The sequence below is a fragment of the Serratia sp. CY74737 genome, assembly GCF_052166775.1.
In the GTDB taxonomy this organism is placed as follows: Bacteria; Pseudomonadota; Gammaproteobacteria; order Enterobacterales; family Enterobacteriaceae; genus Serratia; species Serratia ureilytica.
Genome location: NZ_JBJNOF010000019.1, coordinates 79,221 through 102,808, shown reverse-complemented (window position 1 = coordinate 102,808; position 23,588 = coordinate 79,221). Strand labels below are relative to the sequence as shown.

23 protein-coding genes, 1 tRNA gene and 1 pseudogene are annotated in these 23,588 nt (G+C 49.7%); 6 read left to right on the top strand and 19 right to left on the bottom strand.

The features are described 5' to 3' along the window. Window positions 1–1,848 (top strand): colicin E3/pyocin S6 family cytotoxin (locus ACJ8PE_RS22905; RefSeq protein WP_442536885.1); only part of this gene is annotated, 1,848 nt, incomplete at its 5' end. Window positions 1,849–1,859: 11 nt separating this feature from the next. Next, window positions 1,860–2,117 carry a colicin E3-like toxin immunity protein gene (locus ACJ8PE_RS22900; protein WP_025304809.1) on the top strand — a complete coding sequence of 86 codons (258 nt, stop codon included), beginning with the start codon at window positions 1,860–1,862 and terminating at the stop codon, window positions 2,115–2,117. A gap of 191 nt (window positions 2,118–2,308) precedes the next feature. On the opposite strand, the gene ACJ8PE_RS22895 is transcribed toward ACJ8PE_RS22900, so the two are convergent. The 9 genes from ACJ8PE_RS22895 to ACJ8PE_RS22855 form a co-directional block, all read right to left on the bottom strand. Beyond that, window positions 2,309–3,352, bottom strand: a complete 1,044-nt coding sequence (locus tag ACJ8PE_RS22895; protein WP_442536884.1) for a virulence RhuM family protein — start codon at window positions 3,350–3,352, stop codon at window positions 2,309–2,311. Between the two features lie 87 nt (window positions 3,353–3,439). After that, entirely contained in the window at window positions 3,440–4,273 is an 834-nt protein-coding gene (locus tag ACJ8PE_RS22890; protein WP_442536883.1) for a DUF4942 domain-containing protein, read from the bottom strand. A 132-nt stretch (window positions 4,274–4,405) separates the two neighbouring features. After that, window positions 4,406–4,774, bottom strand: coding sequence for a TA system toxin CbtA family protein (locus tag ACJ8PE_RS22885; RefSeq protein WP_442536882.1), 369 nt, complete (start codon window positions 4,772–4,774; stop codon window positions 4,406–4,408). Window positions 4,775–4,835: 61 nt separating this feature from the next. Further along, window positions 4,836–5,171 carry a type IV toxin-antitoxin system YeeU family antitoxin gene (locus tag ACJ8PE_RS22880; protein WP_308324109.1) on the bottom strand — a complete coding sequence of 112 codons (336 nt, stop codon included), beginning with the start codon at window positions 5,169–5,171 and terminating at the stop codon, window positions 4,836–4,838. 11 nt (window positions 5,172–5,182) lie between these two features. Then, window positions 5,183–5,662 carry a RadC family protein gene (gene radC / locus ACJ8PE_RS22875; protein ID WP_442536881.1) on the bottom strand — a complete coding sequence of 160 codons (480 nt, stop codon included), beginning with the start codon at window positions 5,660–5,662 and terminating at the stop codon, window positions 5,183–5,185. A gap of 181 nt (window positions 5,663–5,843) precedes the next feature. Continuing rightward, window positions 5,844–6,491, bottom strand: a complete 648-nt coding sequence (locus tag ACJ8PE_RS22870) for a hypothetical protein (protein WP_442536880.1) — start codon at window positions 6,489–6,491, stop codon at window positions 5,844–5,846. Further along, window positions 6,492–7,046: a hypothetical protein gene (locus ACJ8PE_RS22865; RefSeq protein ID WP_442536879.1), complete on the bottom strand. Its 555-nt coding sequence runs from the start codon at window positions 7,044–7,046 to the stop codon at window positions 6,492–6,494. A 247-nt stretch (window positions 7,047–7,293) separates the two neighbouring features. After that, window positions 7,294–8,178, bottom strand: coding sequence for a GTPase family protein (locus tag ACJ8PE_RS22860; protein WP_442536878.1), 885 nt, complete (start codon window positions 8,176–8,178; stop codon window positions 7,294–7,296). Window positions 8,179–8,299: 121 nt separating this feature from the next. Further along, window positions 8,300–9,181: a hypothetical protein gene (locus ACJ8PE_RS22855; protein WP_442536877.1), complete on the bottom strand. Its 882-nt coding sequence runs from the start codon at window positions 9,179–9,181 to the stop codon at window positions 8,300–8,302. 386 nt (window positions 9,182–9,567) lie between these two features. On the opposite strand from ACJ8PE_RS22855, the gene ACJ8PE_RS22850 reads away from it, so the two are divergent. The 4 genes from ACJ8PE_RS22850 (at window position 9,568) to ACJ8PE_RS22835 (ending at window position 11,654) form a co-directional block, all read left to right on the top strand. Continuing rightward, the gene (locus ACJ8PE_RS22850; RefSeq protein WP_442536876.1) at window positions 9,568–9,777 is read left to right on the top strand and encodes a helix-turn-helix transcriptional regulator; all 210 of its coding nucleotides are present in this window, start codon (window positions 9,568–9,570) and stop codon (window positions 9,775–9,777) included. Between the two features lie 657 nt (window positions 9,778–10,434). After that, a complete protein-coding gene (locus ACJ8PE_RS22845) occupies window positions 10,435–11,055 on the top strand; it encodes an inovirus Gp2 family protein (RefSeq protein WP_442536875.1) in 621 nt (206 codons plus the stop codon). Window positions 11,056–11,092: 37 nt separating this feature from the next. Further along, window positions 11,093–11,260 (top strand): helix-turn-helix transcriptional regulator, encoded by a 168-nt coding sequence (locus ACJ8PE_RS22840; RefSeq protein ID WP_442536874.1) that lies wholly within the window; start codon window positions 11,093–11,095, stop codon window positions 11,258–11,260. Window positions 11,261–11,447: 187 nt separating this feature from the next. Continuing rightward, a complete protein-coding gene (locus ACJ8PE_RS22835; protein WP_442536889.1) occupies window positions 11,448–11,654 on the top strand; it encodes a DUF7828 domain-containing protein in 207 nt (68 codons plus the stop codon). 76 nt (window positions 11,655–11,730) lie between these two features. Here ACJ8PE_RS22835 and ACJ8PE_RS22830 read toward each other — a convergent pair whose 3' ends face one another. From ACJ8PE_RS22830 to ACJ8PE_RS22785, 10 genes and pseudogenes are all read right to left on the bottom strand, one after another. Then, a complete protein-coding gene (locus tag ACJ8PE_RS22830; protein ID WP_442536873.1) occupies window positions 11,731–12,447 on the bottom strand; it encodes a M48 family metallopeptidase in 717 nt (238 codons plus the stop codon). Further along, window positions 12,447–15,542 carry a type I restriction endonuclease subunit R gene (locus ACJ8PE_RS22825; protein ID WP_442536872.1) on the bottom strand — a complete coding sequence of 1,032 codons (3,096 nt, stop codon included), beginning with the start codon at window positions 15,540–15,542 and terminating at the stop codon, window positions 12,447–12,449. The genes ACJ8PE_RS22830 and ACJ8PE_RS22825 overlap by 1 nt, the downstream gene beginning before the upstream one ends. A gap of 20 nt (window positions 15,543–15,562) precedes the next feature. Beyond that, complete coding sequence (gene darG / locus ACJ8PE_RS22820) at window positions 15,563–16,630, bottom strand: type II toxin-antitoxin system antitoxin DNA ADP-ribosyl glycohydrolase DarG (RefSeq protein WP_442536888.1); 1,068 nt, start codon at window positions 16,628–16,630, stop codon at window positions 15,563–15,565. Next, window positions 16,627–17,283, bottom strand: a complete 657-nt coding sequence (darT, locus tag ACJ8PE_RS22815; RefSeq protein WP_442536871.1) for a type II toxin-antitoxin system toxin DNA ADP-ribosyl transferase DarT — start codon at window positions 17,281–17,283, stop codon at window positions 16,627–16,629. Before darT ends, darG begins: the two co-directional genes overlap by 4 nt. A gap of 12 nt (window positions 17,284–17,295) precedes the next feature. Then, the gene (locus tag ACJ8PE_RS22810; protein ID WP_442536887.1) at window positions 17,296–18,657 is read right to left on the bottom strand and encodes a restriction endonuclease subunit S; all 1,362 of its coding nucleotides are present in this window, start codon (window positions 18,655–18,657) and stop codon (window positions 17,296–17,298) included. Beyond that, entirely contained in the window at window positions 18,657–21,095 is a 2,439-nt protein-coding gene (locus ACJ8PE_RS22805; RefSeq protein ID WP_442536870.1) for a type I restriction-modification system subunit M, read from the bottom strand. The genes ACJ8PE_RS22810 and ACJ8PE_RS22805 overlap by 1 nt, the downstream gene beginning before the upstream one ends. 38 nt (window positions 21,096–21,133) lie before the next feature. Next, the gene (locus tag ACJ8PE_RS22800; RefSeq protein WP_442536869.1) at window positions 21,134–21,373 is read right to left on the bottom strand and encodes an HTH-like domain-containing protein; all 240 of its coding nucleotides are present in this window, start codon (window positions 21,371–21,373) and stop codon (window positions 21,134–21,136) included. A gap of 185 nt (window positions 21,374–21,558) precedes the next feature. Beyond that, window positions 21,559–21,795 (bottom strand): annotated as a pseudogene (locus ACJ8PE_RS22795) (integrase); the annotation flags it as partial. A 256-nt stretch (window positions 21,796–22,051) separates the two neighbouring features. Then, entirely contained in the window at window positions 22,052–23,266 is a 1,215-nt protein-coding gene (locus ACJ8PE_RS22790; protein WP_442536886.1) for a tyrosine-type recombinase/integrase, read from the bottom strand. 163 nt (window positions 23,267–23,429) lie between these two features. Continuing rightward, window positions 23,430–23,524, bottom strand: a tRNA-Sec gene (locus ACJ8PE_RS22785). Window positions 23,525–23,588 lie beyond the last annotated feature (64 nt).

Sequence of the window (23,588 nt, the reverse complement as noted above, 5' to 3'; positions counted from 1 at the left end):
GGAATTGTACCGGGCATGCCTGATATTCATATTCGCGTCAATGCGCCGGCGCCGCCAACCACGGCGAAACCTGTGGACGGTGTTACCGAGATAAATAATGCTGAAGCCAAACCGTTGCCAGCGACGCAACCGGGTGGCAATACGCACGATGGTATCGTGGTGTTCCCTCCAGGCAGTAATCTGCCGCCGGCTTATGTGGCCGTGGTGGAGATCATTCCGCAAAATGAAGTCAATGCACGCGAAGCCGAACGCAAGGCATTTCTGACTTATCAGGATGCACGCCAACGTCGTGAGTCAGTTCAAACGGATGAGTACCGAAAGTCACACAGTTATCAATGGTTGCTGCCTGAACGGACTATCAACCAGCGACAGATTGAGGAAAAGCAGGCTCAAATCACCCTCAATCAGCGAATTGCTGAACGTCAATCTATCCAGGAAGCCAATGCGCGCGCTCGCCGTCAGGCGGGACGAGCCGAACAATTTCATCGTGACGTGGAAAGAACCAATGGCACCATTGCTGCATTAAACGAAGATCTTTCCCGGCTGCGTAAGGAAGAAAAGGATCTAGCGGCTCAGGTTGCTGAATTTGATCGCATTGCCAAAGACAATATGAGCAAAATTCGCGCACGGCAGCCGACCGATCCGGATATTGCTTCGTTGTCACCGCAAGCGCAAGCGGCGTTCTGGCGCAACCAGGCGAAGAAAGAATTCGTTCTGACGGTTGGCGATGGCGATTTGCCCAAATATCCGCCGGTCATGGGCAGCAAACCCAGTCCGCTGTTTCTGGAGCAGACTGCCTACTTCTGGCGTGAAAGCGGGTTTGCTATCAGCAACTATAATTCGGTGGCGACGACGGAGACACTGGAAGCCGGTATCCGTGGCGCGTTTACCCGGGCCTCGGCGGCGTTGACGAGGACACCTGCGGAAAAACTGTATGCCAACGGGCAGGTCACCACGGCTGAGTTTGCTCAGCTCTCTTTTGTTTTTTCCGAGAGTTTGGACGTGCCGGCATTGACCGTCATGTCATCCCTGGGTGTTGGTCGGTTCGGATTGACGCGAGACGATGTGAGGAATGCGCTCGGCAACTATAATTCGGTGCGGTTACCTTATCGGCTGGTTTCTCGTGAGACGGGGGATGTCGGGGAAGAGAAAATCCACATCAACATCGTTCGCCCTGATGAGCGGAACGTAAAAGGTGCGGTGCCACTAAGGCCACTATCATGGGATGCGGTGAAAAGGGAGTTACGCTTTACCACTGATGACGGTGCTATCTCTCTGACCTGGACACCGGCGAATGACAAGAGCGTATCCGGTTATATTATTACCGTCACGCCGGTTGGTGCGCCTGCAGGCAAGCTTTCGACGGGGGGCAGTGTCGATGTGTCAGGGAAAGGAACGCTGACTGCATTGCCCAATGGTGATGTTCAGCAGATCCATGACTATATTTTGGTTCCACCGGTTGAAAGTGGTCTTGATCCGATTTATGTCATGTTCAACAAACCACGAAAAAAACCGGCCAAGGAGGATAAGCCTGAGCTTGTCAAACCCCGCAAAGGGCTAACAGAATTTGGGCATGATTATCATCGGCCTCCAAAAACAGAGGATATACACGGGCTGGGTGAACTCAAAAAAGGTGAGTCGAAGAATCCAGTTCAGGGGGGAGGAGGCCTTCGAGCACGCTGGTATGGCGACAAGGGCCGTAAATTCTATGAATGGGATTCACGGCACGGCGAGCTGGAGGGATATCGAGCCAGCGACGGTACGCACCTAGGTGCATTTGATCCCACCACCGGCGTACGTACTAAAGAGCCGAGACCTGAACGCAACATTAAAAAGAAATATCTGTAAGGAGAGTTATCATGGGACTAAAATTAAATCTTGTTTGGTTTGAAATTGATTCACGTCAATTTGTAGGGGAAGAATACTCTAAGGACTTTGGGGATGATGGCTCAGTTATCGAAGGCTTAGGGTTGCCATTGGAAGATAATATTAATAATGGTGGGTTCAATGTTGAACGTGGTTGGATTCCATTGCTTCAACCGTATTTCAAGACAAAAATTTCCCCTGAAAAATTTGCCTACCAGATCTCGTTCGATTATCAGGATGGCAATTGGTAATCTGACATTTTACCCATAACAAATAACGCCCAACAATTGCAATATTGTTGGGTTTTTTTGTTATTAAGATCAATCCCCTAAGAATACCGTATAGTGCAGGAGTGACCCTATTGCGATGACGGATTATGTTTAAAAAACATCCTTACCGTACAATAATTTCCGATCTCCAAACTCCCCCCCTTTAAGGGGCTTTATGGACGTTTTTTGGTATCGGTTTTCCACTGCAGTAAACCGGCAATATCCTGTTCCCCCGCCGCTTCTTTTAAGCGGCGCTGCTGCTCGGCATACTGGACGTATTCAGCCTGCGCTTTTTCATCTGCCGCTTTCTTACTGACTGTGCCAGCCCCTTGCAGAACGTCACGGTCGTTAAATTGCAGAAACTGATCCAGCTTTTCCTGCCAATCACGCAGGAACACCTGTTGACGGCGCCGCGCCTGATCTTCAGCGAAATCCAACCACATGTTGACCACGCGATTGAGTTCGCTGACTTCGTCCTGATTGAGGTAATTTTTCGCCACCGTCACGTCGCTTTTGCGTACCTCCTCACCTTTATAGCTGCTCAAACCCATATGGGGCTGGCTGGCGTCAGCCCGCTGATGGATGAGTTCGGCAGCGGTGTGGCCGGTGCAGGCAAAATGCAGCTTGTTTTGGATAGTTTGGAAAAACAACGTTGTCTCTTTAAGTGACGGCTGATAATCGGCAGCTAATGCGAAGATCTCCCTAACCCGCAAGTAAACCCGACGCTCACTGGCACGGATATCACGGATGCGCTCCAGCATCTCATCAAAGTAATCAGGCACAGCGGATGAACCCACGGGCGGATTTTTAAGCCGCTCGTCATCCATCACGAAGCCTTTGATCAGGTATTCCTGGAGCGTTTGGGTCGCCCACTGCCGGAATTGAGTTCCTCGGGGTGAACGAACACGATAACCTACGGCAAGAATAACGGGCAGACTATAGTGCAGGATATTGCGACTTACCTGACGGCCCCCTTCCTGCTGAACCTGTAAGTAAGACTTACAGGTTGCGTTTTGTTCAAGTTCCGCTTCTTCGTAGATCGCTTTGATGTGCTGCGTAATCGCCTGGGGAGTCACTTGATAAAGATTCGCGATGGTCGCCTGGGGCAGCCACAGCGTTTCTTGCTCAAAACGACATTCAACGCGCACTTCGCCGTCATCGCTGGCAAACATAACAAACTCACCTGCCGGTGATTGGGTTAAGTGCTTGTCTGTCATGTCGCCTCCGCTTTAATCTGACTTACCGTGCAGTAAAGCACCTAGTATGCCAGAGATCCATGTAGGAGCTCATTACGCGTATGGCGTTTATTTTGCAGGTAACATGCCTGGATAATGCTTAGCGATAATGTCGTTCATCTTCTCCACCAGATCTAACCGTTTGAACATCAGATGCGCGGTTCCCTTCTGGAAATAACGAATACTGAAGAACTCATCTTCGTAAACGTCTTTTGCCGGGTTGTCCCGAATGTGCGCCATTAACCGGGTACTGATATCACCACGATTGTCAGGAATGGGTTTGCCAGCCAGCAGAAAGAGCATCCGTTCCAAATCTGTCAGTTGGTCACGACGCCAGCCCCAGTTCAGGCTAAAGCCCCAACGATTGTAAGTGACCAGGTTGTTAATGATGATCTTTTTGCCAAAACTGCATGGGCTGTTAGTTTTGTAATCCCATGAGAGTCCTTTGAAGACATTGATCACTCCACGTTCAAAGACTTCACCTTTGCTGTGATGTAATTGTTCAAAGGTTGCCAGAATATTTTCCTCACTGATTTCCGGCAGCTCCCCCTCATCCAGATTTTTATACCACTCATCGCGGGACTGCGCGTCCATCAGAGAAATCATTCCAGACTTCAGCATCAGATCTCGCCAGATACTTCGGTCGATATTACGTGTAATGACCGAAATGGCCGTATCAACCTTTTCAGTCAACCAAGAGTCGTAACAGTGTCCCTGACGCATGGCCCAATCCTTTGCCGTTCCCCCTCCGATACGACTGGTCAGCGCAGATATCTCATCCAACTGGCGGATTAGGGCTGCAATCTGCGCCAGCGCGGTATTACGTCCAGATACGATGCGTTCGATGCTGGTGGAACAAATCAACTCTGTATGGTCAGTTAAAACTTCGGGTTCAATCTGCATATATCTTTCTCCCTAAACGCCAACACCCGCCGGTTCAAGGGCGGGTGTTGGGTAGTGATGGTATTAAAAACATGGTGGGCTGAACTGCACTGGATGCCGGTAATCAGCATGCCAGCAGTAAACTGGTCAGACTCATGTCTGCTTTTCTCCCCGGATAACTGAGGTGATGATCTGGTAACCCATACGGGTCATCAGGCCGGTGGCTCGACGGGCGCGGAGAATATCGATAGCAGTGATAAAGGGCGATTGCTCCTGACAGGAGAACCCCCGGCAATCGATGCGAACCAGGTCGAACTTTTCCACCGTGAAATTCAACGCATCAGCCAGAGAGATCCCGGCGTCAATGTGTTCATGGATAACGGTGTCATCACTGAACTCGGTATCGTTAAGCGCCAAGCCGTAATGCTGTTCCAGCAAATACGTGAGCATGGATTGCCAGACAACAACGGGTGATGGGCAACCGTAGGCCGCCCGTTTCGGGGTGACAGGTAAGGTCTGCATGTCGGTTATCTCGTAGTTAGCTAAATGAAAGGGGGAAATCGATAGATATAAAGGCGTAGATTTATGCCGTTGATTGGGGAGTAGGATAAATGGCGAGATACACATAACCGTGCGATCCCAGACTATCGGCTTCACAGGTCAAGCCATTGCAATACAACGTGACGCAATGCTGATAACGGGGATTGAGCTCACCAGAAAGCAGCATCAGTTCCAAATGGTTGATGAACTGCGGAAAGGCGTTATCTACATCACGCAGCTGCTCGTCGCTGAAGGTACCGCTGATATCGGCACGGTCAGCCAGGAAGTGCAGTCGCCCGCCTTCTTGTACTAGGCGGGCGCCAAACTGCGGAGTGACGTTGCGTTTGAGTCCCCAGGCCGGGGCAATGATTGATGGCATCGTATCGCCCCCTATAACAAGCCGTGTTCAGCAAACGAATACACCGACATGCCGCCGACAATACAGTGATCCAGTACCCTGACCTCAACCAGTGCCAGTGCATCTTTAATCCTGCCGGTGATTTGCCGATCGGCAACACTGGGCTCAGCGTGGCCGGAAGGATGGCAATGCGCGAGAAGTACCGCTGCAGCATTGTGCTTCAGTGCCGCCTTCACGATTTCGCGGGGGTGGACTTCGGTGCTGTTGATACTGCCGGTGAACAACGTTTCGTGGGCCAATAGCCGGTGTTGATTGTCGAGCCAGAGCACCATAAATATTTCACGCTCCAGCCTAGCCATGCGCAATCGAAGCCAATCGCTGACGGTACCAGGTGAAGTGAATGAGGCTCCCGGTTCACGCAAATGGGCCTCCAGCAAGAACAGGGCGCGTTTGATAGTACGTTGTGTACTTAATGGCAGTTCAGTGACTGCCGGGGATAAGGTTAAGTTCATGAGGTTATTCCGTTGTTTTCAGTCGTTCATAGGCATGATGTCACTGCATTCAGGGTTCATTGAGCGGTAGCGCAGGAGACGACTTGAAATAGGTCATCTCAGCGCCTAAAAACCAAAAACCCCGTCGCGATCGGCGACAGGGCTCTAAGTCAGTAGCAAACTGATAGCGGTAATCAATCAGCTAGAGATGATCAACAAGACGCTTGAGTGGTGATAGCTGACTATCGCCTGATTTGATGTCGCATGATGTGGTCTTGGCATTAACCAATGCCTTGCCCAGAGCGGGTGTCAACAATTTCGCCGGGTATTGGAAGCTGTACGCCAGAGGGACATGATCGAAGCTGCTGTCGTTGTGGTAAAAGTGAAAAACAAAGGTCCCTTCCTTACGCTTCTGCATGGCAGAAACCGCCAGTGCCAAATTAGCCGTCAGAAGGCTGTCCATCAACGTATCAGGATGATCGATACTGATGTTCATTTGATGGACCCCGGCCGGGTAATACTGCAGAGTCATTCCCGTTGCCCCCTCGGCCTTATCGCCATAGATATCTTTCAAGTAATACATGATGCCCAGACGTGCTTCATCGGCGTTGCAGGTGAGCCTGAATTTCTCAGTAACCTTTCCCTTCTTCCCCGTGATGATAAATTCATCAACGCCATCCATAATACGGTCATGCTCAACCTGTACGCTGTCAGCCACCACATTCCGGTATTCTATCGGCTTGGGATCGTATGCCGCTGCGCATACGGCCTGGCTCAACAGAGCGCTGACCAACAGGGTAAACATCATTATCATTTTTTTCATGTTCATCATCTCATTGATAAAAATCACTTATTCCTGCTCCGTTAGCGTGACGTAGATATTCCCGCCTGAGCGCACCTCTATCGTCAGCGGCTCTTTTGAGCCGGTATTCAGCAAAGCCTGAGCCTGATAAAAACGCCCTGCCACCTCCTCCTTGATATCTGTGATACGGATACAGTGCTCCTCTATGCCCTGACGCTGCAGGATTTTAGTGACTACCGGGCAAGCGCTTTGCGCCAGCCGTTCGGTACCCGATTGCGTTTTAAAATGATTACCGACCACGGCTGATAACACGGTGCAAATCAGCCATACCTGTAACAAGCGCCAGGGTTTCCCCTGACGCTCGTCACGTTGCCGCAGGTAAACCATCGGTAGCAGGAACCCCCCTAGTGAAGGCGCAGTTTTCTCCTGTTTAAACAGGCTCAATCGGTCGAGGAGTACCCAGACCAGGGAGCAAAGCATATAAAGACCCAGCGCAACTTTCTGTGGGAGGAAGATAGCGGAGAGACCCCAGATAACAGGAAGGCCAATGGATAAACACCAGGCGTAGGTGTCCTGTTTGAGAAACGGATAAGATTTCAACATAGTGAAATAGTCCTTTATTAATAATTAATTAGAAAACAGTGGGATTGAACGACCTCCCCCGCGAGGGGATCGTATCGGGATGTAAAGAGGAGGGATAATCGTTAGTGAAGATCAATAAACCGAAACCGATCGTTGAAAACTATCGCTATTAACGATCATTACAAACAAAACAATAGATAAAAACTATTATAAACCTATGTTTGATCGGCGAAACAGATCGAACGTATGGTAGGTTTTTAAATATGCGTTAAAAGAAACGATGCCAGAGCAATTTGGCCAGCGAGAGCAGTCGATAGCGGATCTGTTTTAACCAATTTCTTAATGTGTGCGACTCCAGAAGGGCTTCCACGCTTTTGTCAAAGATGTCACCTACAACGCGGCTAAAGCCCTCCTGCGCCGTGGTGGTCACCTTCTCTGTCCGATACTCAGGCTCAAACTGACGGGCAACCGCACTGCTGGCTTTGTCGGGTAAAACGGTGATGAGGGTTTCGACCCACCCAGGTATATTGAAACCTTCAGAGGCGGAAACCGCCAAAACAGGATGTACGGGAGAAAATACGGTATTCACTTGGGTCACTTTCTCCTGCAGGTTCTGCTGCTGCCGCAGAGAAGGTTGGCAAGTTGCAATATCCCATTCCCGGCAAGGCTCAATTTTATCGGCCTGGTTGAGGACGAACAGAAACCGGGCGGGATCTGCCCCCTGAGAAACCAACTGCCGATAACACCGGATATCATCATTCCAGGCCCGTTCGTCGGCTTTAAGCACCCAGACAATCAGGTCCAGCCTGCCGGACCACGTCTGATACAGACGCTGGTAAAGACTGTCCAACTCCGGGGTTTCGCCGATGCCCGGAAAATCAACAAGAGTCAGGATATGTGTGCCGTGAGTGACCTGATAGCGCTGAACGGTGCGGGTACAGCCGCTGACGGCATCAACCCTGGCGGGCGGTGGACTGAACAGGGTATTGCACAGGCTGGATTTCCCGGCACCACTTTTACCCATCAGCCCGATGCAGGGTTCATAAGTAATCATCTCATCAAGATGGAAACAAAGGTTTCGGTAAATATCCTCAGGTAATGCTGAAAGAATTTTCTTAAGTAGTAAGGTTTTATCGCGAGAGTTATTTGTCATGATTTACCTTTATTATCAGAAGCATGCAGTTTTATTAGATATAAAAATCAGTCATTTCCCATGGCAGGTTTTAAATATACACTGCAGGCAAGACACAAAGCGATAATATACCTCTGTATTTTTATAGAAATAAAAAGCTTTTCTGTTTTTTGATTTTCATATCTCTGTGGTGGATGTGTATCATAAAATTTAATGAATACGGTTCCGCTCCATAAGTAATTTGTGCAGGTGTGAAATCTTTATACTCAGCCATGGTATAATCAACGTCATAAGGCGACAACCCGACAAAATACCCTCCAGAACGGGAACTGGACGCCTGTTCTATAAAGACAAGTTGTTCATACTTTTTCTTATCCCAGCCATTCACAGCTACATGTCTGAACTGTTTAAATTTTATATTAAAAAAATCAAGCCTGCTCTTCTTCGCATCATCAATGAAAAGAGGCTGCAGATGTAATACGATGCGTGACCGAAATTCCCAAAAACCATTATCATTCATGACATATCTTATTTTCGCATTTTTAACAAACAGATGAAGAATATCTGGTACACCACCTGACCTGCCAACAATTGCAGGAACCTTCTCTGCTATATGGGCTTTAAGCTTAGTCTTTACCAGCTCATTCAGGGCATTGCCTGATTTTCCCATCAGTTTATGTTGTTGCTCAAATTGCGTTACCTCATTAAATGAAAGGATGAAATTATAGTCTGCAAGAGGTAGTTCGCGAGCGTTCAGGACAAGTTGCTGTTCCGCTCCCTGCTGTTTTCTGGTGTTCCGAAGAATACGGGTTATATCCTCCTCGCTGTTATTATTAATGACATTTTTACCCCCCCTTATTTCATCCATAAACTGTGCCGCTTCAGCATTATCCGACAGTGATGCGCTGATAAGGTCCCGGATAAGTCCCGAGCAGGTAAGGCCTCTGCTCAGGGCCAGCTTTTCGATATGTCGGCGGAGTTCGTTTGTTGGCAGATTGACGGTGATGCGGTTCCGGCTTGTCATATATCTTTCTTCTGTGGTGACGGTGTTTTTATCATACTACACCGTTGCAAAGTGCAGCACCTTTCATTCTTAAAATAGTGCTGCACTATTAGTATCATATTGATGTTTAACGTTTCAGTCTGACACTTACCCGGCGAGTCGGACTGGTGGGCGACGCGTTGTCAAAGACGACAGTAGCAAAGCATACACGCCGGGTGCTCACTCCGGGCAGACAGGCCGTGCCTGAAAACATCATCGCGGGATAGTCAGTAATGCCGGGGCGTTAGCATTGTGATGATCAACACCTTAATTACTTTTTTACCAGGTCTTCCATCCACTGAGGAAGGCTGCAACACAATACTGAGAACAGTCATTCCTCCTTCACTTTTAACGTAAAGGAGATTCCCATGAACACACTACCTGCACTGCTGAACGACCAGCTTGTCGATATGGTATTCATCACCACCTACACCAACTGCAGTGATAAATGGTTTTACAAACTTATCAGCGAAGGACGCTTCCCGAAACCTATCAAGCTGGGCCGCAGTTCCCGCTGGCTAAGGAGCGAAGTGGAAACCTGGATGCAGCAGCGTATAACTGACTCGCGTGGTAACTGAGTATGTCTGTAAAAAAGAAAGGATGTACCATCACCAGTGATGGTCTGGCAGAAGCCAAAAATGGATTGAGCAGGAGTGGTTTTATAAGCGCTCCCGGTCTTTCAGAAAACAAGGTTTTATTTTATGTTCTGAATTGATAACCCTGGAGTAAAAGCTAAGCCACGAAAATATATCAGAGTGCCCCCTACAAGGCACTACAAAGTAATTGGCACCAATTCAAATACAGTATATATATTATATAAAATATATAGGAATGGGTAGTCAAAGACAATCAATAAAAGAGTAATAAATTAAATCCAATCATAATCACCATATTGATTATAATATTGCATACCAATTATAATAGACACGGTGAAAATATAATTAACGGGCCACTATAAACACCGTAAACAGTAAAACAACAGCCTACACTTCATAATAAGGCATTAAAGCGTGATGAGCACCAATCACTAAAGCTACCTCTATTCAGTATCAAATAAATATCAACCAGCAAGAGCATTCATTGTCAAATTTCACATTAGCGACAGTTGATACAGATCCTACGGCACCATGCCTTTCGACCTAATGACACCTTAACTCTCATTCGTGCATCCATCACTGCCATTTACTTTGGCAGGGCCTGCGCACGCCTGAAATATGCCCACAGGAGCAATCTTCATGACCAACAGTAAATTCGGCCCCCTGAACTCTGACTATATGAATCGTATGACTGAAATCATCAACAAAGCAACAAAATCCCACGCCAGAACATCCGTTTTCACCTTCGTACTCAGACTGCCTGAGTACCGCGATACAGGTGACAGTATTGCCTGTGCTCCTAATCTGAAGACCGGTTTAATGGAACGCTTCACAGGGGCGCTGAGGGCGCGTATAGCAGCCCATCAGCAACGACGTAAACGGGAAAAGTCCCAAGTATGTCCAACGGATCTGAGATACGTATGGGTACGTGAGGTGGGGAGCAGCGGTAAATCTCACTATCACGCAGCGATATTCGTTAACAAAGATACTTTCAATGGATTAGGGGATTATTCGAAGGAAGAGCATAACCTAGGGAGCTACATCAGCGAGGCCTGGCTAAGTGCATTAGGCCTACTCAATTTCCCTGAGTACAGAACGCTGGTTTCCTTTAACAACACGCCACACTATCTGGAGATTCTTCGGGTGGACCGCTTTGGGCAACAGTACCTAGGATTACGGAGCCACCTGAGCTACTTTGCCAAAGAACACACCAAGGTTTACGACAAAGAAGAACGCTCATTCGGGGGAAGTGTCAGATAACACAGTCACATCCCTGCTAAACGATCAGCTTGTCGATATGGCATTTATCACTGGCTTTACGCAGCTTACAGACCAGTGGTTCTACAAACTGATTGGGGACGGTCTGTTCCCGAAACCCATCAAGCTGGGGCGCAGTTCCCGCTGGAGTAAAATCGAGGTGGAGAGCTGGATGCAGCAGCGTATCGCAGATTCACGCGGGGAATGACGATGTGTTACGCACAACACACATTCCATCTCGCGTTGCTAACCTGTAGTAGTCGTAAACGCAACTGAGTCAACAGCTATCCTCCTGACACGCATTACAACGACTCTCAACGCCTTATCTGAATCCAACCTATCAGATGTTCCGAATCAGTCTCCCCATCAATGGATAGACCACACCTACGTGCTTCCTGGCACCAAGGAGCCTATCTTTTGTACGTCAAATCTTTCTTGCCCTTGAGGGTACCGGTCAGATGACCGGTACCAGAACCGCGGGGAACACACCTTACAACCGTTATACCTGTAACCTCTGCTGTAACAAGCGTCGATACCATCCGAAGTATGGCACTCAACGACCGTGGATTGAATATACTCACAGCAATCCCACGGAGAATTAGCAGCAGCACTGTCCGTCTGTGAAACCTGTGACAGAAATTCAAATAGCAACAAACGCCTGAACTCAGCAAGAACTAATCAATATTCCCACGCCTCAAACGCCAGCGGCATCTTATTTAACAAATCCCGGCGATCGCGCCAGTTGGGGATAAACCGGTCCATATGCAGACGAAAGCGCTCGTTATGATGACGCTCCAGTAGATGAACCAGTTCATGCACCAGGATGTACTCCAAACACTCCGGCGGCTTCTTGACCAATTCCAGATTGAGCCAGACTCGCTTTGTGGTGGTATTACAAGTGCCCCAAAAGGTTTTCATCTTTTTTATGCCCCAGAACGTCGGGGAAACACCGGTTCTGTCCTGCCATTCGGGCAGTAATTTAGCGACCTGCCGTTTCAGCTCATGCCGATAAAAGTCGGTTAATACCAGCACCTTATTTTCATTGCTGGTTCCCGGCTGAACATAAAGCTGGAGTTTATTATTTCCCGCAATTTTGACCTCATGACGCCCCTGACGCTCGATCACAAACAAGCGATATTTACGACCCCAAAGATAGTGGCATTCTCCGCTGACCATCTCCCGCTCGGACTGGCGTGGCTGTCTGGCGAAATCCTGCTGTTGTTTTCGGATCCAGCGAAAGCGGGAAGCGACCGCCATCCGTATCGCCGTTTCTGTCATGTGTTCCGGGGCTGAAACGCGGACTTTGCCATCAGGCGGCAGGACGCTGACATGCAAGTTCTTAATCGCCTTACGATTGATCTGTAAGCGCAGCGTGCCTATCTGCATGACCGGCATCAGTGGTATTCCTTTTGCTTGCGGGCAAGCTCAAGAACGTCATCAATATTGACGTTATAACTGGCGGTTTCTTCGCGCAGTGCACGGGCAAGCTCTCGTTCCTTAAAACGATCGCCAATCCACTCAGCTTTTTTGGTATAGCGGATTGTCGTATCAATACGGGTTGCCAGCACCTCGTCATGACCGAAGTTATCATAAAACGCACGCTTTGCCTGCGTATCCATTGTTTCAGGATAGGATGCTCCGTTGGTTTGTTCTGGGCGGATGACCTGCTTGCTCAAATCCCGGATACGCTCCAGGTACTGCTGATAATCAAGCGCATTCTGGCGGCGAAGGGTAATCAGTTCATCCAGCAAAAGCGACATGCGCCCGTAGTATTTTGGGTTCACCGGGTTTTCATCCACGATGGTTTTACGCACGTTGTTTTCGATGGTTTCCGCCATCGCATCCTGATTGTTGCGGATCTCGTCCGGCAGAGCAGCGGTTGCTGCTGCGCCTTTTTCAACAATCAGCTCAATCAGGCTTAACTCTTCGAAATCCATCAGCACTTCGCTACCGTCGGCGCGAACGTACATATCCAGCAGGTGGCGCATGGCGGGTTCAAAGCGCTTCATGTCCAGCAGATCGCCGCTGGTCAGTTTAATGTCGTAGCGCAGTCTCTCGAATTTAGCGACTTCGGCGCGAATGCTTTCCACTTCCTCATCGGTATACCCCGCTTCCTGCATTTCATTCGCCAGGCTGGCGTAAGCGCGCAGCAGGCGGGCGACATTCTGATAGAACGAAAGGCGCAGCGCCTCTTTTTCGCCTAATATCGTCTGGTTTTCCCCCGACTGACCACAGAAATAGTGCTGATAGTCCTGCAATTCGCGCGGAGCCTTGACAGGTTCACATAGGCTGCGAACTACCTCTAGCGCGCTGTCGAGATCCAGCTTTGCCTGCTCCAGACGATTTTTTAACAGCCCATCAACATCATCGCGATCGTAATCGTCAAACGCACCCGTGGTGTAATCGGTTATCGCTTTATCCAGAGAGCGGAACAGATCTTTATAATCGATAATATAGCCGTATTCTTTATCTTCCCCGTCCAGCCGGTTTACCCGACAAATCGCCTGAAACAGCGTATGGTCTGTCATGGTTTTATCAATATAAAGATAGGTCGCAGACGGTGCATCAAAGCCGGTTAGCAGCTTATCCACCACGATAAGCAGACGCATTTGCCCCGGTTCATTTATAAAGCGTTGCTTAACGTCTCGCTCGAATTCGGCGATACGACCAGCAATCTTCTCTTCGCTTTGTTCAAAATAGTCAGCCAGCATTTTGCGATAGGTCGAGAATTTGTAAAGTTTCTCGGTCAGGCCCGCGCCGGTTTCTTCACCTTTGATACTGGTCGCATCGGGGCGAAAGCTGGTCACAATCGCCACTTTTCCCGCCAGATCGGTCTGGCTGAACATTTCGTAAACCTTACAGGCCTGATACACGCTGCTGCACACCAGCATGGCGTTGCCACGTCCGTCCATCAGGCGCGGGCGGGTGTCCATATCCAGCAGAATATCGTTAACGATCTGCTCCAACCGCGACTTGCTGGACAGCAGTTTCTGCATTGAACCCCATTTCTGCTTAAGCTGGGTTTTGGCTAAATTCGACAGGCCGCGCGTTTTGGCTTCAAACCAGTCATCGACCTTTTTCTCAGACGTCAGATACTGGTCAATATCGCGGGCCTCATAACGCAGATCCAGCACCACGCCGTCGGCCACCGCCTCATCAAACTTGTAGGTATGGATATAAGGGCCGAACACCTCCACCGATTTCTTTTTATCTTTCTTCATCAGCGGCGTCCCGGTAAAACCGATAAACAGGGCTTCCGGCAGAATAGCGGTCATCGCGTTATGCAATTTGCCGGACTGCGTACGGTGGCACTCATCGACGAAGACAAACAGATCGCCTTTGGCGCGAAACGTTTTGGTCAGGGATTGTTGCAACTCGGTGATGAAGTCGTCGGTTGCCGCAGCGTCTTCCGCTTCGCTACGACGACCAAACTTATGCACCAGCGAGCAAATGAGCCACGGGTTAGGATGATTGAGCGTTGCGATAAGATCGTTGCCGCTGGAGGTGCGATAAATCTCTTCATCTACACCCATAAATACGCTTTCGATCTGTTCATCCAGCTCGGTGCGGTCGGTCACAATCAGCACACGTGAATTTGACACGTTTTCACGGATCCACTTCGCCAGCCAGACCATCGTCAGGCTTTTACCCGATCCCTGCGTGTGCCAGATAATCCCGCCTTCACGACGAGCAATATGCTGTTTAGCCGCCTCGACGCCGAAGAACTGATTATGGCGACAGAGTTTTTTCACTCCAACGTCAAAGGCTATGTAGTTATGGACGATATCCAGCAGCCTTGACTTGTTGCAAAGACGGCTTAAATGAAAGTCGAGTTTATGCGTATATGCATCGGTATGCTCTTCTTTCCATTCCAAATAATATTTTTCCGGCGTTTCGATGGTGCCGTAACGCAGCCCCTGCGTATCGTTACCCGCCATCACCAATTGCATGGTGGTAAAGAAATTGCGGATAAAGGTTTTCTTCTGATTGTCGAGATTCTGCCGGATGCCTTCGCTAACGTGGACTGACGAGCGTTTAAGTTCAATCACGCCCAGCGCGATGCCGTTAACGTACAGCACCAGGTCCGGGCGCTTGCTGTATTCACCTTTTACCGTCACCTCGTCGGCGATGGCGAAATCATTGGCTTCAGGATTTGCCCAGTCAATCAGCCACACGGTCTGATTCTGCTCGCCCGCGCCTTCCTTTTCCTTTACGCCGTAACGCAGCAGGCGATAGACCTCTTTATTGGCGTAATACAGCTTCTTGCCTTCGCCCAGCGCGGCGGCGGAATCCAGTTGCCGAAGCACGCGTGTAATCAGCGTATCGCTGACGCCACGCCGTTTCAGCCATGCGCTCAGTATGTCCGTGTCGATATTGCTGTCACCGGCATATCCAGCGCTCCGCCTCAAATAGCGGTATCCTAAATCCTTAACAAAAAACTGAATCAGACGCTGCTGTGTGGCGCGTTCGCGCTGGCCTATGGTACTCAAAGGGCGCTCTCCCTAAATGTTCAGCAATGGAACTCCATCACGCGGTTTATGGCGAATTGAAGATGATTATCATCAAACAGCTTCATCTTACGGCTGGCCCAGCGTTCACCCGCAGGCCACTGGTGCAGCCCCTCTTTTACGGAATCCAGCGTGGGCAGGCATTCTCCTCGGGTCAGCAGCCAGTCAACAGTCGCCAGCAGCTCCAGACCAAACGGTGATTCAAAGCCGTCAATCAACTGACTGACCTGCTCAAGTGCCGGTAGCCACTCTTTGGCCTCGTTGTTCAGCCAGAGGTTGACGTGTTCTTTTTCCCGATCGTTAAACCAGATCACGTCCAGCGGCTGGCTGTCCGGGATGCGTTTCTCGGCTTTCAGATAGGTGCCGTCCAGCGCGTTAAGCAGATGGTTCAGGTTGGGGGAGAAGGGACCATAATTGTGCGCCTCAAAGCGCAGCTTTAGCACGTCCTCCTGCTGGTGCAGTTCAATAGCGCGTTGTAACAGCCATGCCAGTTTCTGGATTTCCAACAGGCTGCACTCCATGCCCAGCACCCAGTAGCGGCGCACTAGTTCAGCAATCATCGCTCTGGCGGGTGTGAGCTTTTTTACGCCGGTGCTTTTGGAGACGTTCTGGTATTTTTCGGTAGGCTCAAAAATCAGGATTTCAGTGCCCGTAAGATCGCCCAGCGCAGATTCAATCCGCGCCCGAACGTCCGGCCAGTTCAGGCCGCCGTTGCCTGCGCCCAGCGGGGGAATGGCGATGGACTGCACTTTCTCTTCGATCAAAAAGCGGCGCAGGTCCTGCAAACCGTCTTCAATCCACTCCATGCGGGAGTCGGCGCGCCAGTGCTGCTTGGTAGGGAAGTTGACGATCCAGCGCGGCCCCATCAGTTCGCCGGTTTCGGTGATAAACATTTTGCCGGTCGTCAGTTGCTTCTGTTTGCAGGCGAGGGCATAGGCTTTCATATTATCGGGGAAGCGCTCTTTGAACATCAGCGCGATGCCTTTACCCATGACACCGACGGTATTAACCGTATTCACCAGTGCTTCCACGGGCGCGTCCAGTAAATTGCCTTGTGTATATGTCATCATGAGAAGTACCACCCGGCCCGTGCGTGAACGGGCATTGACAGATTGCGTTGCGACAGCCACTGCTCTAATTGTAACCTGACGCCATCGTTGTAACAAATCATCCCGCCCAGCAGTGAGATTGGGCAGTGCTTCCAGATTAATGCCTCAGCTTGATAGCGTTCAAACTTGCCAAGATCATCCTGATCGCGACGGAAATCCCGTGCTTGTAAGATTGGCCAGTCGATCCGATGCAGATTGTTTAGATCGGTATAGTAATTCGCCAGATTATAGTAGGCGTGGCTGTCGGTAAACACGAAGGGAATTTTCTGCGCCGCCACGTGTCGCAGGCTGCTGACCAGAATAACGATTTCCTCATTGGGGCGCTGCTTAATGCCGCCACGCCCGCTGCGAATATTCATCAGCATCGGCGAGAAAGGAGTAAAGTAAAACGGCACATAGTCATGCAGCGTCCCGCCCGTCGCGGCAGGCACCGGATGCCCGGCGCGTTTGTCGATAAGCTCAGGGTTGCCGATATTGATCCAGCTTGCAGCCTGCACCGGGCTGTTGCCGCAGTGCAGGCCGTGGTCCAGTATCCACGGGATATTGTCCCGATGGACAATGCGCCAAATCAGGGCTTTTTCCGGGTTGAGATTTGTGCTGTAATCATAAGCCATGTGCGTTCCCTTCTATACTAAGCGGGTTTTCCCGGTTAACAGTTCCTGCATCATCCCCTGTTTAAGCTGACGGGTTTTGTCCAAACGCTGTTGCAGGGTCTGAATTTCTTTGTCCATCTTGGAGAGGATGGCAGCGATGGCGGTTTGTTCTTCAGGATGTGGTGCATAATATCCAAAGTGTACAAAGTCTTTTTGGTACAAATGCACAATTGTTGAACCCGCAGTAATTCCGTTTATAAAATCATCAAATATTCTTGAAGTTAGAATAAAAAATAAATACTCAGGAACTATTTTGTCGTTCTTAGGCCTTATTAGAAACACCCCACTATTAAGTGTTGCGGGTAAAGGTAAAGTATTAATATATCCAGCCTTACCAATTGTTCCATCTTTGGTAATAAGGACATCATTAACTTTTAATTGGATATTGCTATCTTGTTTATAACGCCATTCGCTTACGAAACAACAGGAATTCCAATCAACGAGACCTGCATTAAAGTCTGTTCCAGTAACCAGATAGTATGTACCAGAACTTAAATATTCTTTTGTAGTAAGTGCTTGCCAACCTATTCTAGCTCTCAAAGAGCAATCCTTTCCGATATTAATATAGTTCCAATCCTCAGGAATCTCCCCCAACTCACTATTTTTATGACCCTTAACAATACCATCATCCCGCAATGCAAACTGCGGCAAGCGGATTTTTCCTGTCAATAGTTGCTGCATGGTTGCTGTTTTGATAGCTTGTTTTTTTGCGATTAGCTTCTCTAGTTTAAGAAGAAAATCATCACAATCCGATAGCGTATCTGCTATTTTTTTCTGCTCTTGCTCATTTGGAAAAGGTACAGGAATAAGTCTAATCAAATCGGTATTAAGATTAGGTTGTCCATTCCCCGTTGCAATATTGTCGTGAAGACTTTTTGTTATTGTATTAATATAATGGATCAAAAATGATTTATTGCCGATTCGTTGATTAATAATCGCAGCAACACCATCATTTGCACAGCACTTCATACCTAAGAGTTTTGCAACACCAAGTGTTGCGCCACTATTAGAAATAATAAGAGTACCTTTTTCTAAGGTCCGACTATGCTTAGAACCTAATTCGGTTAACATTGAGGATGTCGTCATAACGACCTGTTGAGCATCCGGAATTGTCGTCAATGAAGCAACCGTAAGCCAAGGGATAAAATCACCCTCAAAATATTTAGGATCACCTGCTGGGCGAGGAGATCCCCCCCGAACAATATCGCCAAGTTCTCCAAGGTATTTGCAATCCCAATCCTCAGGAATAACCCCCACCTCAGTCATTTTAAACCCTGCAGGCACATTTTCCTCCGTGGTACCCGACTGCTGCTCACTCACCATTAAATCCACCATCACCACACCAGCCCCATCGCCCGCAAATGCCCGGCCACCTTCTCGCTCAACGCTTCAACAGAGGCTTCCAGCGCCGGTAACGGCTCGGCATAGCGCTCTTCCAACTCCTTCACGCGCTCCGCCAGTTGCTGAGTGATGCGCTCAATCTCCGCCTTAATCCCGGCCTGCAACGTCGCCAGCCATTTGTCCTCTACCACCAGCGCTTTGATCGCCGCGTCATCCAGCGTGGGATAATGTTTATACACTGCGCGATCCAGCGCTTCCTGCGCAATTTTCAGCGTTTTTTTCGCATTCGCCTCTGCTTTAATCAGCGCCAGGCAGCGAGTCAGCGCCGCCAGCTCATCGGGGTCGGCGGTGGTTTTCTTCAGTTGAGTCAGGCGGGCATTGACCAGCTTTTGCGTCACCTTATCCTTATCGTTCTTCGCCTCGGCCAGCAGATCGTCTTCCCCGGCCTGCTCCTCGACATACTCGGCTAACTGACGGCTGGCTTCTTCACTGCGTTCCTGTGCGCGGTTCAGCGCATCCAGCAGATCCGGGAAACAGCGAATTTCCACCAGTGAACGGGGCAGCACGTCGGCCTTGTAGCGCCGCTTGTCAAACTCAAAATCGTGCGCTTCTTTCCAAACGTTTTTGCCGTCCTTGCCTTTCACCGGCTGGAGTTCGCGAATTTGCGCGGCGGCTTGCCAGCCCTCCTGCGTGATCACATAGACATCGTCCTGCATGGCATCGGCCCAGTAGTCCATCAGGATCTGGTACACACTGTATTTATTCAGCAACTCACTGTTGGCATACTGCGCCAGCAGCATCTCGCTGATATCGTGGATCAGTTCCTTCGGTTTATCGCCTTTGCCAATATCTGCCAACGCCGCCTCTTTCACCCACGCCTTAAATGGCAGCAGGCTGCGGGTGGCAAAATCCTTAAATTCCTGATGCGCCAGAATGGTCGGTTTAACCTGCTGGGCTTCGACCTGCGCCTGACAGTAGCCGGGGCGATCGTCAGCAAACAACACGTCGCGCAGGGCAGGGAAAACTCGCCAGTAATCCTGTAAAGCATCAACATCGCGCGCCGGAATACCCCCCTGTAAGTGCGCGGCCAGATCGTGCAGATCTTCCGGTTCGCCGCCGTCGATATAGCGGGGGATATTCAGGTTGTAATCATTCCCGGCGATGTCGCTTAACGGCACCATCCTACTGTAGCCTGGCACCGTGCGCTGATGGTTAAACACGTCCACGATGCGGTGAATATCCCGGCTGCGCAAGCGGTTCTTATTGCCGTCCTTGATAAAACCCCGGCTGGCGTCGATCATAAAAATGCCTTTGCGGCTGTGGGCGTGTTCCTTATCAATTACGATAATGCACGCCGGGATGCTGGTGCCGTAAAACAGGTTGGCCGGTAAGCCGATAATGCCCTTGATATAGCCCTGCTTGATCAGGTTTTCACGGATATTCGCCTCGGCGTTGCCGCGGAACAGCACGCCATGCGGCAGGATCACCGCCCCTTTGCCGGTGCTTTTCAGGCTCTTGATGATGTGCAGCAGAAAAGCATAATCCCCGTTCTTCTCCGGTGGAACGCCCCAGACGAAGCGCTCAAACGGATCTTTTTTCGGATCAAGTCCGCTGGTCCAGTTTTTATTAGAAAATGGCGGGTTGGCTACGGCGAAATCAAAGGCTTTCAGCTTGCCGTTGGCTTCTTTCCATTGCGGATCGCTCAGGGTATTGCCCTGCCAGATTTTCGCGGTGGCATTGTTGTGCAGGATCATGTTCATACGCGCCAGTGCACTGGTGGCGTTGTCCATCTCCTGCCCGAAGATCGACAGACCGCGTCGCGTTTCGTCGCTGACTTTGAGCAGCAGCGAGCCGGAACCGCAGGTGGGGTCATACACCGTGGCATCCTGCGGCGTATCGGGCGTAATGCCGATCACCTTCGCCAGAATGCGCGACACCTCTGCCGGAGTATAAAATTGTCCCTTGCTTTTACCGGATTCGGTGGCGAAGTGGCGCATCAGGTACTCATAGGCATCGCCCAGCAGATCATCGCCATCGGCCCGGTTGCCGGACAGATCCAGCCCCTCGAATATACCGACCAGCTTCGTTAGGCGGTCAATCATCTCCTTGCCTTTACCAAGCTTGTCTTCGTCGTTAAAGTCGGCCTCGTCAATAACGCCTTTCAAATCGTTTTCTTCCGCCAGCTTGCGGATGATTTTGTTAATTTTATCGCCGATTTCTTTATCGTTCTTCAGCGCGACCATATCGTCAAAGCTGGCCCCTTTCGGGATGACGATCAATCCGTAAGGGTCGCCTTTATATTTGTCGGACACATACTTCATAAATAGCAGGGTCAGCACATAGTCTTTGTACTGGCTGGCGTCCATCCCGCCGCGCAGTTCGTCGCAGCTTGCCCACAGGGAGGAATAGAGTTCGGTTTTTTTGATAGCCATTAAATATCTCGTTTCGCGCGATGATGTACCGTAAGCAGTTACAGCAGATCGGTGTTCAGACCGGCGGCTTTCAGCCGACGGGTTAAGTTACGCATTTTGCTGAATTCGGTGCCAAAGCTCTGGCTCAGACCGGTACCTTCGCAAAAGGCTTTTGCTGTAATGTGTTCCAGTTCGTCGGCATATTTGATCATTTGCAGATGTAGCTCGGCGGTATACTGGTTACGCGGCGCGCTGGACAGCGCCTGCTGGATACTGTGATAAATCTCATTTTCGTTCATAAAGACGGGTAACCGTAGATGCACTTGATAATTTAGCTAAATTAGCTAAATGTGACATCAGGTTCAAGAATTACGGCGATCGGCGGTGCTGTTTGCATAGTTTATGAGCGAAGGAAATTTCCTGCAGTAAATTAACCCTCGCGATATTTCTTACCAGTACCTGCAAAATCAGGTAGTTGCTTCTTCTATCGGAGTGGGCTATTGATTTTTGCATAATCAAAAGGAACGATAATCTTCTCCCGATTCGCATCCAGAAAATCAGCCCACCACTGCAGCATTAGCCTCCGCTCATCCAAATGCTCCGCCTTATGAAGGTAAGACGCACGCACAGAGTTACGTTCCTGGTGGCTCATCTGCCGCTCTACTGCATCCTTCGACCACATCCCCGACTCGATCAATGAACTACATGCCATGGTTCTGAAATCCGGCCAAAAACCTTGGCGTTGACAATTCGTCACCTAATTTCAACCTAGGTATGATAGTCCATCATACGCATTACTTTATTGACGGTGTTCGCGATCATCGGTTCCGGCCGGGATACGGTCCCCAACCCAGAGCAAATATTCCATTATCTCACCGAAACAAAAAAACAAGTGGCGGCTGAAACCAACAGTGCCAACACTTTCGCTAGCACCGCCGATCTATTTTATTGATATGATTATGAAAAATTAAGTTAGCTTAAGCACGACATCCAAATTCCCCATGAACCACATTCCCACCGCGCTGAAGGTTGTCCATATAGTCGGCATACCACTGCAGCATTTCGCGCCGTCCATCCAGGTACTTAGCGTGGTTGTAAGTGCCACGTATACTGTTCTTATCCACGTGAGCAAGCTGCGTCTCAATCCAAGCCGAGTTATAGCCTTGCTCATGCAAGATGGTGCTCATCGTGTGGCGGAAACCGTGCCCCGTCAGCCGTCCCTTGTAACCCAGTAGCTCGATAACCTGATTCACGCTTTCCTTGCTGATTGGCTTACGGTGATCGTTTCTCCCAATGAATACCAAGGGATAAGCACCCGTAATTGGCTTAAGAGAACCGAACAGATCGACAACTTGCGTTGATAGAGGGACGACGTGTGGTCGCTTCATTTTCATCACTTCCGGCGGTATGTTCCACATGCCTTTATCGAGATCGATATCCTGCCAGCGTGCAAATCTCAGTTCTTGGGTTCTGACGCCCGTCAGCATGATAATGCGGGTAGCCGTTTTGGTGATGATGCTACCGGTATAGCCCGCTAGATCGTTGAGAAAATAAGGTAACTCCTGAGCCGTCAGGAAAGGGAAGTGTTGTTTCTTCGGCGGGGTTAGGGCTGAGGCCAGATCGGGTGCAGGGTTATACTCGGCCCGACCGGTGATAATGGCATAACGGAACACCTCGCCACAGCGCTGGCGTACTTTGCGCATCTTCTCCAACGCACCGCGTTTTTCCATACGCTTCAGTGTTTCCAATAGCTCCATCGGTTTGATTTCTGCAATAGGTCGCTTACCGATAAAGGGGAAAATATCCTTCTCGAAGGTATCAATAATTTCATCACGATAGCGCAGTGACCAACGATCAGCCTTGGATTTATGCCACTCTCTGGCAATTGCCTCGAAGGTATTCTCGATAGAGAGTTTCTGAGCCAATTTCCCGGCTTTCTTTACTTCCCCTGGATCACCACCGGTAGCGAGTACCCTCTTTGCTTTTTCTCTTTCATCTCGTGCAACCGCCAACGAAATAATGGGGTAAACGCCAAAGGAGAGACGCTTCTCTTTACCGTTGATGCGGTATTTCATGCGCCAATAGCGAGAGCCATTAGGTGCAACTTCCAGATACAGACCGCCACCATCAGAGAGCTTATAAGGTTTCTCTTTTGGCTTGGCGGTATCTACTTGCCGTGCTGTTAACTTCATTGGGGGCATCTCCAAAATAGCATCCATTCCATGCCCCCCATTATGCCCCCAAAATCGCATTAATTCCAGTTGACGCCGGTTGACACCCGTGGATAGTAATGGTTTGTTTTTCTAGGTTTGATAAGGGATTTATGGAGTTTAGGAGACTTCAGGAGAACTCGATTGGCGGAAGATCACAGGAGTCGAACCTGCCCAGGACCGCTGGCGGCCCCAACCGGATTTGAAGTCCGGCCGCCCCACCGGGGACGAGGATCTTCCTTGGAGAAGAGAAGAAGCAAGGCGCTGATTATAGCGCAGTTTGTTCGCTGCGCTAAGCGGGAAT